This is a genomic window from Paenibacillus sp. VMFN-D1 (assembly GCF_003386155.1).
In the GTDB taxonomy this organism is placed as follows: Bacteria; Bacillota; Bacilli; order Paenibacillales; family Paenibacillaceae; genus Paenibacillus_AQ; species Paenibacillus_AQ favisporus.
Genome location: NZ_QRDU01000003.1, coordinates 157,128 through 170,250 on the forward strand (window position 1 = coordinate 157,128; position 13,123 = coordinate 170,250).

Here is a 13,123-nt window from a genome sequence, read left to right on the forward strand (position 1 = left end):
TTGCGGCTCCGGGCCGGCTACAGCGCTTCGATGATATCGCCCGCCACGAGGGATGCCGGATTGGAACGGCGCCGCGCCGCCGCTTCTCCGGCCAGTCCGTGCAGGTACACACCGAACGCGGCGGCCTGTGGGCCGCTTGCGCCCTGGGCCAGCAGCCCGGCGATGATGCCGGTCAGCACGTCGCCGGCGCCGCCGGTTGCCATGCCCGGGCTGCCGGTCGCGTTCACGAACGCATCGCCGTCCGGCGTGGCGATGACCGTCCGTGCGCCCTTGAGCACCAGCGTCACCCGGTGCGCCTTGGCGTATTCGGACGCCAGGCGGATCCGGTCGCGCTGCACCTCGGCGGTGGACAAGCCGGCCAGCCGCGCCATTTCGCCGGGATGCGGCGTCAGCACCGTGTCTGCCTGACGCGGCTTCCACGCGTCCAGGTCGTCGCTGGCGGCCAGCATGTTGAGCGCGTCGGCGTCGACGACCATCGGGCATGCCGCCTCCTCCCAGAGCGTGCGCAGCCAGCGGCCGTCGCCCTCGAAGCGCCCCAGCCCGGGGCCGACGGCGAGCACGTCGCGCCCGGCCAGCAGCTCGAGCACGCGGGCGGCGGAGGCCTCGTGCCAGTCGGCGGCGGTCGCCGAGGCGAGCATGACCTCAGGCGCAGCGCCCGCCATATGCGGCAGCAGCGGACCGGGCAGCGCCCAGGTAACGAGGCCGCTGCCGGCGCGCAGGGCCGCCCGCGAGCAGAGCAGGCCCGCGCCGCTCATCGGCAGGCTGCCCGCCGCTACAAGCACGTGGCCGTACGTGCCTTTATGGCCGTCCGGCGAGCGGCGGCGCGCCGTATCGACCCCAAGCCGCGTGCGCAGCACCTCCTCCGTCAGCAGGAACGTGCTGACGTTCTGCTGCGCGCACAGCAGCGCGGGGATGCCGATGGCGCGCACCACGATCTCCCCGGCGGCTTCCGCGCCGGGGAACTGCGCCAGGCCTCGCTTCAGGAACGCGAGGCATACGGTCCGCCGTGCACGGATACAGGGATCGTGCACGGCCCCCGTGTCGGCGTCCAGCCCGCTCGGGATGTCCGCCGACACGATGTCCCTGCCGCTGCCGTTCGCTGCGGCAATCAGCTCGGCGTAGGCGCCGCGCGGCGCACCGCGGCTGCCGGTGCCGAGCAGGGCATCCACGATGCCCGTGCAGGCGGTGAAGTCCACGTCGTCCCGGCCGTGGACGAGCACCGGGATGCCCAATGTGCGGGCCGCGTCCCGCTGCAGCGCCGCCTCGCCGGTGAGGCTGCCGGGCTCTGCGGCGTACACGATCGTGACGCGCATGCCCGCTTCACGCAAGTACCGCGCCGCGACCAGGCCGTCCCCGCCGTTGTTGCCCTTGCCGGCCAGGACGAGCCAATGCTCGCGCTCCGGTTCCTCCAGCCGGAGCGCAGCGTCTCCTTGAACGACCGGCACATTATCGCCCTGGCTTCCATTTTTGAACTCAGCGCCTTTCCGGCTGCCACCGCTGACATAACGGCGCTCCCTGCACCACCGGATCACCTCCTCCGCGATGGCTCTGCCGGCGTTCTCCATCAGCGCCACAGCCGGGATGCCGACCTCCTCGATCGTTCGGCGGTCCAGCTCTCTCATTTCGTCGGATGTCACGATATACATCTGCCGTCTCCTCCTTATATGAAACAACCCCACCGATGTGGGGTTGTCTTCGATGTCATCCAGCTGTTTTAAAGGGACCCTCGTATTGCTCCATTCCAAGGCAGCCTCCGCCCGGATGCTTAATATAGAAGCAGCCTGTCCGCGGAGGCCCGTCGCTAATCTAGTAAGCTACCGTAAACCGGGTGCGGACGAAATACGGATCCTCCATTTCGTCGATCAGAGCCGCGGCCAGATCTTCGATCGAGATCCGGCTGCTGCCCAGTTCATCGGTGATGAGCATGTCCATGCCGATCCGGAAGTTGCCGGTGCGCCGTCCGGTTTCCAGCACCGCCGCCGGACTGAGGTAGCTGTAATCCAGGTCGGACAGTCTGTAAATGTCGTACGCATCCGCATGCGCCCTGGCCAGCGGCACTAGCTCCTGCGGAAATTCCGGCGTATCCATCAGCAGCGTGTCCGGACCAGTCTTCAAGCTGCCCGCCCCGCCGACGATGAGCAGCCGCTTCACGCCGGCACGCTGCACGCCCTCGATGAGCGAACGCGCAGCTTCCAGCAGCTCCTGCTCCTCCCCGAACGTCGGACCGTACGCGCTGATGACCGCGTCCTGTCCTTCGCAAACGCTGGCCACTGATGCAGGGTCCAGAATGTTTCCGGTCACCACCTTCAGCCGTTCGTGCTCCTCGGTCAGCTTGGCGGGATCCCGCACGACGGCCGTGACCCCGTGCCCGCGCTTCAGCGCCTCACGAACGATGGCTTTTCCGACCTGTCCACTGGCTCCAAATATCGTAATATGCATTGCATTGATCGTTTCCATAGGTTATTGTCTCCTTCGCTGTTATGCCTGTTATTATTCTACATGACCTGTCTTCCGCATGCTATCCTTCCGCTTTTTTCAGACGTCCGCTCCCCGTCTGCCCTTCCCGGTTATGCTGCAAAATGTATAATCCTTTCCCTTCCTCCCACTCGACATAGGCCAGCTTGCCGGGATCGCTGAAGCCTTTTTCCTTCAGCATGGCCGCCAGCCATTTCCGGTCTCTTCCGATCTGCTGCAATTTATCGTCGTTATATTCCCCATCCTCCAGCAGATTATAGGTCAGGCCGGACGGATCCGAATCCAGATCCAGATCCTGTTTTTGGACCGCTTCAAAATCCGCGTTCTTCAGAACGCTGAGCGAGCCGTTCGTTTCAAAGATGGCATAAGCAACCTCGCGCAGGGAAAAAATATCCTTTTGACGCAGCATCATGCGCAGCTGCTCGAAATCCAGCCGGTTCTTTTTCATTTCCCGCATATCCACTTTCCCGTTGTGTATTAATATGGAAGGCGTACCCTCCAAAGGCCCCCTGGTTCGGCGCGCATACTGGGTGACTTTTTCAAATAAATACGATAGGATGAACCAAACCGCCAGTCCGAACAGGAGCTGGCCATAGTGGACGTCCTTCTGGTATACCGTATTCCCCACCAGCTCGCTCAGCATAAGCGAGGAGACGAAGTCGAAGGGGGTCAGCTGGGAAATTTCCTTTTTCCCGAGAACCCGGGTCATCAGCCACAAGCCGATGAATCCCGTAATTAATTTTATGGTGATCATGCCATAATCCATAACCTCCGCCTCCCGTGTCTCATCGTTTGCTCAATACTTACCCATTTCAGGGCGGGGGTGAAAATCCCGATTGGCATCGGCGGGCGGAATGGGTAATGTTACCTGGGGAGCAGTACTTTAGGGACGGTGGATGGTTGCAAAAACATTTGTAGCATGGAGAGGAGCTGTTGTCACATGATTGGTGAATTTATCGTCCGGCTGGCCGTGGCCGGCCTGCTTGGAGCCGTAATCGGTCTTGAGCGGGAGCTGAGAGCCAAGGAGGCGGGGCTGCGCACCCACTTTCTCGTTGCGGTTGGAAGCGCATTAATTATGCTGGTATCCAAGTACGGTTTCTTCGACATTATGGACCACGACCACGTTGCGCTCGACCCGAGCCGGGTCGCCGCCCAAGCTGTCAGCGGCATCGGCTTTTTAGGTGCAGGCATGATCATTATTGAGCGGAAAAGCGTGCGCGGCCTGACGACCGCGGCCGGCGTGTGGGCGACATCCGGCATCGGCCTGACCATCGGCTCGGGCATGTATGCGGCTGGGATCAGCGCCACCATTCTCGTCATGATCGGTCTGGAGCTGCTGAGCATATTCAAAACCGGCAAAGCGCTCAGCATTTCATTTGAGCTGGATGACAAGGAGTCCGTGAAGCCGATTCTCGAGCGCCTGTCGGCGCGGAAAATCGCAGTGACCTCCTACCAGCTCGAACAGGACCCGGGCGACAGCAGCCTGTATCACCTGAACATCAAGGCCAGGGCCAAGCATAACGGGACGCTGCAGGACCTGCTGCGGGAGCTGGGTGAACTGCCTCATATATTATCCGCAAACCTTGAGTAGCGAAGGTTTAACCTGTTGAAATCCCGGAAAGGTTATGCAATAGTTAAAATAAAACCGCTGCTGATGCAAATTCACAGGAGACAGACCACATTTAGCGGATGTTTTTCTTGCGATCATTGGATGATTCAGCTTCACCTTTGAAATTCCTGATCTTGATAAAATAATAATGACTGAAGGGAGGTGGCGCTGTTGTCCCTTGCTCTACAGACCGGCCTTGACCGGCTGACCGGAACGGAGTCGAATTTGATCGTAGCCGGGCTCGCGGTCATCGTCTTCCTCTGGCTGTACATCCGCACATCCCGTTCCTTGAGGGCCGAGGCCGCCGCGCGGCTGGAGCTGCTGCAGCGCACCCTCGCCCTGTACAGCCGGGCGCAGGGCGTCCTTGGCGAAGAAGTGGAAGCCGCCCATGTCGGCGCCCAGGAGCCGGACCAGCTTGTCCAGCTGCTCCAGGAATGCAAGGCGGCCCCGCTGATGACTCCGGAGCTGCTGGACATGATCGATGCTTACATACGCGAACGGGATTTCTCCCGGCTCCTGATGCTGCAGAAAATGCTGGACCGGGAAATCCACCGGCGGATTCATGAACAATCGGTGCTGATCCGCAAAATAGACAATCCCGGCTGGGGCACCAGCTTCTGGAGAATGATCCGCCCGGCGGTTCCTTTCGCCGCTCTGGTCCTCACCCTGTATTGGTTCATCCAGCTGTATAACGGCTTTCAGGACAGCGGCGCCGCCGCCCTGTCATGGACAAGCCTCGAGCTGTGGACGCGTCTCATTTCATGCCTCGCGGCCACGCTCTTCCTGTACTGGGTCATCATGGATACCCGAAGGGATACGCCGGGCATTCTGTACCGGCTGCTCGCCCTGATCATCGCCGCGGTGGCGCTTCTGCACCTGCTCGGTTTGACCGCGGCACCTTACATACTGGCCGTCCAGGTGGTGCTGTTCCTGTTCGGTTTTAACCTGAACCCCAAGCCCAGCCGCCGGAACCGGCCCTATGCCGGCCACCGCGAAGTAACCCAAGACAACGAGGAGAATCCGAAGGATCGCTGAGTCTCCACAGACCGCGTCCTGCGGCCCTTCCCCCTCGTTCCACTTGTGGAATAGGGTTGGCTCACAGAAGACAGACCGCGTCTAGAGGAAGTTTTTCTTGCGAGATCAGGAAGCAGAAGCTCCGAAACTTATACTTTCTGATCTCTTAAAAAATAACCCCGCTGTCCTGCCCCCTTCCACGATGGAAGGTAAGGCATTCAGCGGGGTTATTTATTGTCCGTTCGTCATGCTGACGGGGGGCGTCCTCGGCTAGCGCAGCCCGGACTCTCTTCCGGTCCTCCGCTCGGCTCTTGCTGCCGCCTTCACGGAGCTACCCGACGTGTTCTCAAACCGTTTGCGTTCCGTCCGCTCCATCTGCACGATCTGTCCCTCATGCACAACGATGTGAAGCGAACCGAATTCCATATCGTTCAGCTGACTCGCAATACGTTCCTTCCATACTTCATCAACGATAAGAGGTTTTGCCACAATTGACGCCTCCTTTAGTTCCTGGATTTTAAGGAATATGAGCCATTGGGGATGAATGTAATAATAATCCTTCTTTTCCAACCAAATTAGTATGGTTTAACATTATCACGCGGGTAAAATCGCTGTCAATGAGCATTTTTCCACGACAGCCAACTTTTAAAAAGAAGAGTGACCAGCGCCAGCAGCAGGAGCAGCGACGCCACCGCAAACGACGCCGAGAACTGGTATTCGTTATACAAAATTTCAACGTGCAGCGGCAGCGTATTCGTCTGTCCGCGGATATGCCCGGAGACGACCGACACCGCCCCGAATTCCCCCATAGCGCGGGCGTTGCACAGGATCATCCCGTACAGGAGGCCCCATTTGATATTCGGCAGGGTCACCCGGGTAAATACATGCCAGCCGCGTGCGCCCAGCGTTACGGCCGCCTCCTCCTCTTGGGTGCCCTGGTCCTCCATCAGCGGGATTAATTCCCTCGCCACGAAGGGAAAGGTTACGAACAGCGTTGCCAGGATGATGCCCGGCACGGCATAGATGATTTTGATATCGTGGTCGCTCAGCCAGGGGCCGAACCAGCCGTTGGCCCCAAACACGAGCACGAAGATCAGCCCTCCGATGACGGGCGACACCGCAAAGGGCAGGTCGATCAGCGTGATCAGCGCCCCTTTGCCGCGAAACTTGAATTTAGTAATGGCCCAGGCCGCGGCGATGCCGAACACCGTGTTCAGCGGAACGGTCACCAGCGCAACGATGAGCGTCAGTTTCAGGGCGGACAGCGCATCTGGATCGGCGAGAGCTGCGACGTACACATCCCATCCCTTCTTGAGCGCCTCGGTGAGAACGATGAGCAGCGGCAGCACGATCAGCCAGAGCATCGCCAGCCCGGCCGCCGCGATTAGCAGCCATTTAACCCAGGCCGCTTCCGTCGTGGCCGGCGAAGCCTGGGCACTCGTTTGGACGGAAGTCATGGGCACGGTACCTGCCATAGGGAAGCCCTCCTTTTCTTAGTGACACTTGAGCATAGGGTATAGTCCGGGCCGGGTTAAACCCGGGCGGGGCATTAACGCACCGAGCGCCGTGTCCACCGCTGCAGCGAATTGATGACAAGCAGCAGCAGAAACGAGATCAGCAGCAGCAGGATCGCTACGGCGGCGGCGCCGGCATAATCGTACTGCTCCAGCTTTGACATGATGAGCAGCGGGGCGATTTCCGTCTTCATCGGCATATTTCCGGAAATGAATACGACCGAGCCGTATTCCCCGATGCCGCGTGCGAACGCCAGGGCAAAACCCGTCAGGAGCGGCGGAATCAGCTCCGGCAAAATGATGGTCCGAAACGTCCGGAATCGCTTCGCCCCGAGCGTGGCGGCTGCTTCTTCAGCGTCCCGCTCCGCGTCCTGCAGCACAGGCTGCACGGTCCGCACAACGAACGGAATGCCGATGAACATCAGCGCGATCGTAATGCCCAGCTGCGTAAAGGCCACCTTGATGCCCAGCGGCTCCAGCAGCGAGCCGATCCAGCCGTTTTGCGAGTAGAGCGCCGTCAGGGCGACCCCCGCTACCGCGGTCGGAAGCGCAAAGGGCAGGTCGATCAGCGCGTCAAACAGCCTTTTACCGGGAAACTCGTAACGCACCAGCACCCAAGCGATCAGCAGCCCCAGGATCGAATCGATCAGGGCGGCCGCCGCCGAGGTCAAAAAGCTGATCTTGTAAGAGGCCAGTACCCGCGGGTCGGTAGCCACATGCCAAAATTTGTCCCAGCTCAGCCCTGTGGAATTTAGGAGGAGCGCCGACAGCGGGATCAGCACCACCAGGCTCAAATACAGCACGCTGTACCCCAGCGTCAGCCCAAAACCCGGCAGCACCCTCCGCCGGGCCGCATTCACTTGACTCATGACCGTTCATCCTTTCCTGCCTTCGGCCTTGTGTGCGCCGATCAGCTGCCAGGCGTATAAATTTGATCGAAAATGCCTCCGTCGCTAAAATGCTTCTGCTGCGTCTCATCCCATGTTCCGAATACATCCTGCAGCGTGAACAGATTGATGTCGTGGAATTTATCCTTGAACTTCTCCTTGACGCTATCCAGTGTCGGCCGGTAGAAGTTTTCCGCAGCGATCGTTTGGCCTTCCTCCGAGTACAGGTACTTCAGGTAAGCTTCGGCTACCTCGCGGGTTCCGCGCTTATCCACGACTTTGTCAACGACGGCGACCGGCGGTTCGGCAAGGATGCTGACCGACGGATAGACGATGTCGAATTTGTCCGGACCAAGCTCCTTGACCGACAGCATGGCCTCGTTCTCCCAGGCAAGAAGCACGTCGCCGATGCCGCGCTCTACGAAGGTTGTCGTCGCTCCGCGAGCGCCGGTGTCGAGCACGGGTACGTGCTTGAACAGTTCCTTGACGAACTCCTGCGCTTTGGCCTCGTCGTTATTGTTTTGCTTCAAGGCATAGCCCCACGCCGCCAGGTAATTCCAGCGGGCGCCGCCCGATGTCTTCGGATTCGGCGTGATGACTTCCACGTCGCCTTTGATCAGATCGCCCCAATCCTTGATGTTCTTCGGGTTGCCCTTTTTCACCAGAAACACGATCGTCGAGCTGTACGGCGTGCTGTTGTGCTCGAATTTGCTTTCCCAGCCTTCATTGATCAGGCCTTTCTTCTGTATTGCATCGATGTCATAGCCGAGCGCCAACGTGACCACATCCGCTTCGAGTCCGTCGATGACGGAACGGCTTTGCGCCCCCGAGCCGCCATGCGACTGCTTAATTGTGACCTTCTGGCCCTTTTCTTTTTCCCAATAGGCCGCAAACGCCTTGTTGTAGTTCTCGTACAGCTCCCGTGTCGGGTCGTAGGAAACGTTCAGCAGTTCAACCGGTTTGGCCGAGCTGTCCGCCTGCGCCTCCGTGCTTTTCCCTTCGGTCGTGCCCCCCGCCTCTTTGTCCGTACTTCCGCTGCCGCTTCCATTTCCGCAGGCCGCTAACGCAGCAGTCAGCAGCAGCGCCAGCCCTGCGCTCATCCCCCGCCTTACGATTTGTTTTCTTCTCCATACGTGTACCATATGACCCACTCCCCAGTGATAAAATGTACGGCCTGACCATGATTCACCGTGAAATTCTCGGTTTGGCCGATGTTCGCCAAGCAAAAAAAGGACAGAGGAAAATCCGGCACAGCCTGCAGACAAACCAGTCATGTATCGACCTGTCTGCTCCTGTTCCAGAGGTTCCTCCGTCCGTACGGTGAGAACTTCAATTTGTAATTATTCCTACCTGATTAGTATGTTATATGGCTATATTGTAGTGAGCCGAAACGTACCTGTCAAACCTTTTTTTTACAAAAATCAATTTCTCTTTCTGGACCTGAACACCAGGTTCGTGACGGTGCCGACAACCAGACTGACCAGCATTGCGGATACGGCGAGTTTGGCTATAACACCAACGTAATTGGCCGGCGGGACGATATTGATGATCCCCAGACCAAAAACGAGGACAAACACAATCGCGTAATCGAGCCATCGGAACTTCCTCATCCTATCCCCCTCTCATCGCTCCGTCATATCGGAAATTTGCAATGGAGCCTAACCTCAATGTATCACAACAAAAAAACCAGGGGAACCATAAAATGGAACCCTGGTTTTGGTTGTTAAGAAATTAGCCTGCTATTCGCCTTTCACCCACTGCTGGATGCATACCGGCTTCGGCAGCTCCAGCGCAAAGCCGGTCGGCGTCAATCGCCCGGAATCCGAATCGATCTTGTACGACAGCATATTGCCGGTGTTCTGGTTTGCCGCTATCAGGTATCCCGAAATGATCGCGAAATTGCGCGGAAACTCTCCGCCCGTCGATACCCAATCCACCGGGGTCAGTTCACCAGTCGACTCGTTGATATGGAACAGGACGATGCTGTCATCTCCCCGGTTGGACCCGTACAGGAAACGCCCGCAAGGGGAAATATGGATGTCGGCGCAGAAGCTCTCCCCGGTAAAATCCTCAGGCAGCGTAGATACGTTCTGCAGCACTTTCAATTCCCCGGCCTGCCCATTATAGGCAAACACCGTTACTGTATTGTCGAGCTCGTTAATGCCGTACGCCCACTTGCCGGACGGATGAAAATCAAAGTGGCGCGGTCCCGCTCCAGGCGTCGTTTTTACTTCCCCGTGGGTCACCAGCTTGCCGTCTTCCAGGCGGTAGAGCACGATTTCATCCAGCCCCAGGTCGCAGACCAGCACAAACCTACCTTCCGGATCCTGAAAAATCGAGTGCGGATGCGGCCCTTCCTGCCGGTCGTTCCGGATGCTGCGCCCGCTGTGCTTGACGATGGAGGTCATCTCCGCCAGCCCGCCGGTTTCGCCGATCCGAAACACATTAATATGCCCGCTGGAATAATTGGACACCATCGCAAACTGCCCGTCCCTGGTCAAGGAGACATAGCAGGGGTCCTCCCCTTCTGTCGGCATCCGGTCCAGCAGATGCAGCTCGCCGGTTTCATTGTCGATCGAATAGGCGAAGATCTCACCGCTTCCCGTTTCGCTCACCGCATACAGCCGGTCCCCCGCCGCGTTCAGCGTCAGATACGAGGGATTGGCCATGCCGGGCAGGCCGTTCACGACGGCCATTTCCCCGGTTTCCGTGTTGAGGGAACAGAGGAATATCCCCTTTTCCGCCTCAGGGGCGTATGTACCTGTATAGAAGAAGCTTTTATTTTCCGGGTTCACCATTCACCACTCCTTGTCCATTCAAAAATAGGATCCACATCTGAATTCATTATAGATTCATTTTTGTAGTTCATTCTATATATTACCCTATTTTATTCTCGGCGACTGCCTGCGGCTGATGAAGAAGAAGCACAGCAAAAAAGCGCTCCTGCGAGCGCCTCGATGGTATGGAAACGAACGGACCGGTGGGCGGTCACTTTCCCTGTATATTAAACCCGTTTATGAATGAATCCGTCTTCTCGCCTTAAACTGCTTGTATTGAAAATACACCGTACAGCCGATGCAGTAACCGCACAGCGCCACGAATGCCGCCAGAAACAGCAGCGCCGAAAAAATATACCCGAGCACCGGCAGCTGCAGCGCAAAAAAGAGCAGCGACAGCGTCAGGAACAGCACGGCCAGCACATTGTTGAACCGCTGCAGTTCCAGTGCCTGAGTCGGTTTGCCTTGGACACGAAGAAACGGTTTGGCCAAGAGCACGAACGCATTTTTCCCTGTCAGCAATCCAAGCACCTGAATGATCCACGGCGCCAGCAAAATGTATGGCTGGTTGAACACGGCGGTCAGGATCACAAACAGCACGATGCCGGTCTGATTCGCTTTGACATAGGGTTCTGGAATTTCCTTCATCGGGTTTCACCGTCCTTTAAAGAAGAGATAGGGGTCTTTGACCTTACTATAGAATATTAATCCGATGAGTACAATAGGAATAAAACGAGGTGTGATTTACGCAATTCATCTTTTATGATCTAAAACGTTTACCGACTCCAATGGAAAAGGCCCTGCGCCGCGGCAGAGCCCTTCTCATCGTGAAGCTTACTTGATCTCGATTTTAAAATCCTGCTGTATCAGTCCTCCAGGGTAATCCCTCAGGTCAAATGTGAGCGGCTGGGCGTACTGGCGAGCCGGAATATCAAAATAATATTCGCTCCACTCCCCGCTGCTGTGCCACCTTTCATGGATTTCACCATCCTGCGGAAGGGAATAGACGGCCCCCTTCGCATCCTTAAAATCGTTTTTCGGCCGTGCCACGTAAGCCATGCCTTGCAGTGGAGTTTTAATCGCAGTCCGGATCCGGATAAAGCTGCCTGACCGTTCGATGCTCTTAAGCTGCAGGCGGCTGTCCGGAGCTTGAACCAGCGTCTTCGTCGCGGTGTTAATCACCATCTTCTTCTCGCCATCAAACGCCGTTTCCAGCCCTTTTCCTGTTAAAATGAGCGGATCGCCGCGCTGGTATTCTGGCGCAAGGTAACCCAATTTCCAACCCTCTCCGTTCGAAACCATCGTAACGAGGTTATATGCGGCGTACCCTCCCTTCCGGTTGTTATACAGCACCAGCCCATTCATTCTCTCTGCACGCTTATTGTTAGACGGATCGGCCAGCAAGGTGACCTCCAGCTGCTGAACGACCTGCTTCACGGTCGATACCTTGATTTTCTGTCCGTCGAAGTCCAGTGTCCGATTGACATCAATGTCCCGCTCCAGAACAGCCAGCCGATTGACCTTGACCGGGATCTTTACTTCCAGCCACTCATCATCGGGAACCGGACTCCCTTCGTTCCGCCAGCGACCGGCCAAATAAAACTCGGACGGCAGCGTTTCGCCTGAGGGAAGATCAAAAATGATCATGTCGTGATAGATCCCGCCCTCTTCCGTAACGCCTTTAAACTGCTGTGAGCCTGCCATGAACTGGACGGCGTTCAATGGATCATATCCCAGGGTGAACAGCCTTGGCGAATCCGGCGTAATCCGCTCCCCGGTATCGCTGCGGGACGACGTATAGAACAGGACGACATGATTCAGGTCCGTCAGCATGCCGTCCACCGTAACCTGGTACCCGCCATAGGAAGCCGTCCGCGCGACCGCCTGGTATTTCCCGTCGTCCAGCGCTTCCCGCAAAATTCCCCGGTCCCCGGCCAGCTGCTCGACATAATCGGGAATCTCCGCTCTGCCTATCAGATTAGCCGCCAAACCTTCCAACCTGGAAAGGCTGTAGGCCTGCGGAAATGCGATCCCGATCCCCAGTATCACCGCTGCCGCCACTGTCCCAATGAAAACCGCGGATCGGCGCATGATCGCCCGACTGCGCCTGATTCGCTTGCCGCGGTTCAGGCCGGCCGCCACTGCTTCCTCCAGCAGAGGCTCAGGGATCCGCCGGCTCGCAATGGCCGCGGACTGAAAGTACTGCTCCAGCAGACGCTCCTTTTCCTCACCCATGAAACAACTCGCCTCCTGTCTCCATTTTTCCCCGCAGCTGCTTAAGACCTTGATGCAGCCATGTTTTCACTGTGCCCTCCGGCCGGTTCAGCACCCGGGCGATTTCGGTTAAGGTCATGTCCTCATAATATTTCAGCATCAACACGTGCCTGTACTTCGGTTTCATAAGGTCCAGGGCACGCTCCAGATCGATTTTGCTGTCGCTGATCATTTCGTTCGACCGGATGTCCGCATGGTCCGGAAGCGGCTGCACCCTCTTCTTGCGCTTCTGCTCATCCACGCAGCATTTGATCAGGATCCGGGTCAGCCACGGGATAAACGCACCCGGATCCTTCAGCTTTCCGCACTTGATCCAGGCCCGGCATACCGCTTCCTGCACCGCTTCAAGCGCATCCTGCTCATGATGCAGGTAGCTGTAGGCAATGCCGTACAAGCGCCTCTGCTGCCCGGACACCAGGATATGAAAAGCCTGCTCGTCCCCGCGGCATGCTGCAGCGGCCAGCTCGGTTTGTTCCATCGTCAGACCCCTTTCCCTCTCCCCTTCGCCGGCCCTGCCAGCGTCTGTATATCCAAGACAAACATCTATCGTCATACTTCCAATGAAGACAGACC

General features: G+C 57.8%; 14 protein-coding genes. 2 read left to right on the forward strand and 12 right to left on the reverse strand.

Annotated elements, in window-relative coordinates:
* Nucleotides 1-17: 17 nt before the first annotated feature.
* The 3 genes from C7820_RS21730 to C7820_RS21740 form a co-directional block, all read right to left on the reverse strand.
* Nucleotides 18-1,646: an NAD(P)H-hydrate dehydratase gene (locus tag C7820_RS21730; protein ID WP_116232825.1), complete on the reverse strand. Its 1,629-nt coding sequence runs from the start codon at nucleotides 1,644-1,646 to the stop codon at nucleotides 18-20.
* Nucleotides 1,647-1,806: 160 nt separating this feature from the next.
* Nucleotides 1,807-2,439, reverse strand: a complete 633-nt coding sequence (locus C7820_RS21735; protein WP_116233127.1) for an NAD(P)-dependent oxidoreductase — start codon at nucleotides 2,437-2,439, stop codon at nucleotides 1,807-1,809.
* Nucleotides 2,440-2,518: 79 nt separating this feature from the next.
* Nucleotides 2,519-3,241 (reverse strand): DUF421 domain-containing protein, encoded by a 723-nt coding sequence (locus C7820_RS21740; protein ID WP_116232826.1) that lies wholly within the window; start codon nucleotides 3,239-3,241, stop codon nucleotides 2,519-2,521.
* Between the two features lie 174 nt (nucleotides 3,242-3,415).
* Here C7820_RS21740 and C7820_RS21745 point away from each other — a divergent pair, with 174 nt between their 5' ends.
* Together C7820_RS21745 and C7820_RS21750 are read left to right on the forward strand one after the other, a co-directional pair.
* Nucleotides 3,416-4,066: an MgtC/SapB family protein gene (locus C7820_RS21745; protein WP_105445702.1), complete on the forward strand. Its 651-nt coding sequence runs from the start codon at nucleotides 3,416-3,418 to the stop codon at nucleotides 4,064-4,066.
* Nucleotides 4,067-4,255: 189 nt separating this feature from the next.
* Entirely contained in the window at nucleotides 4,256-5,119 is an 864-nt protein-coding gene (locus C7820_RS21750) for a hypothetical protein (RefSeq protein WP_116232827.1), read from the forward strand.
* Nucleotides 5,120-5,368: 249 nt separating this feature from the next.
* Here C7820_RS21750 and C7820_RS21755 read toward each other — a convergent pair whose 3' ends face one another.
* The 9 genes from C7820_RS21755 to C7820_RS21795 form a co-directional block, all read right to left on the reverse strand.
* Nucleotides 5,369-5,587: a YezD family protein gene (locus C7820_RS21755; RefSeq protein WP_116232828.1), complete on the reverse strand. Its 219-nt coding sequence runs from the start codon at nucleotides 5,585-5,587 to the stop codon at nucleotides 5,369-5,371.
* A 125-nt stretch (nucleotides 5,588-5,712) separates the two neighbouring features.
* Entirely contained in the window at nucleotides 5,713-6,573 is an 861-nt protein-coding gene (gene cysW / locus C7820_RS21760) for a sulfate ABC transporter permease subunit CysW (RefSeq protein WP_089549136.1), read from the reverse strand.
* 74 nt (nucleotides 6,574-6,647) lie between these two features.
* The gene (gene cysT / locus C7820_RS21765) at nucleotides 6,648-7,481 is read right to left on the reverse strand and encodes a sulfate ABC transporter permease subunit CysT (protein ID WP_076172807.1); all 834 of its coding nucleotides are present in this window, start codon (nucleotides 7,479-7,481) and stop codon (nucleotides 6,648-6,650) included.
* A gap of 41 nt (nucleotides 7,482-7,522) precedes the next feature.
* A complete protein-coding gene (locus tag C7820_RS21770; RefSeq protein ID WP_116232829.1) occupies nucleotides 7,523-8,641 on the reverse strand; it encodes a sulfate ABC transporter substrate-binding protein in 1,119 nt (372 codons plus the stop codon).
* Nucleotides 8,642-8,920: 279 nt separating this feature from the next.
* Nucleotides 8,921-9,109, reverse strand: a complete 189-nt coding sequence (locus C7820_RS21775) for a hypothetical protein (RefSeq protein ID WP_116232830.1) — start codon at nucleotides 9,107-9,109, stop codon at nucleotides 8,921-8,923.
* A gap of 129 nt (nucleotides 9,110-9,238) precedes the next feature.
* Complete coding sequence (locus C7820_RS21780) at nucleotides 9,239-10,297, reverse strand: lactonase family protein (protein WP_309545774.1); 1,059 nt, start codon at nucleotides 10,295-10,297, stop codon at nucleotides 9,239-9,241.
* Nucleotides 10,298-10,513: 216 nt separating this feature from the next.
* Nucleotides 10,514-10,924: a DUF4395 domain-containing protein gene (locus C7820_RS21785; RefSeq protein WP_116232831.1), complete on the reverse strand. Its 411-nt coding sequence runs from the start codon at nucleotides 10,922-10,924 to the stop codon at nucleotides 10,514-10,516.
* 186 nt (nucleotides 10,925-11,110) lie between these two features.
* Nucleotides 11,111-12,511, reverse strand: coding sequence for a DUF4179 domain-containing protein (locus tag C7820_RS21790; protein WP_116232832.1), 1,401 nt, complete (start codon nucleotides 12,509-12,511; stop codon nucleotides 11,111-11,113).
* Nucleotides 12,504-13,028, reverse strand: coding sequence for a sigma-70 family RNA polymerase sigma factor (locus C7820_RS21795; RefSeq protein WP_116232833.1), 525 nt, complete (start codon nucleotides 13,026-13,028; stop codon nucleotides 12,504-12,506). The genes C7820_RS21790 and C7820_RS21795 overlap by 8 nt, the downstream gene beginning before the upstream one ends.
* Nucleotides 13,029-13,123: the final 95 nt, after the last annotated feature.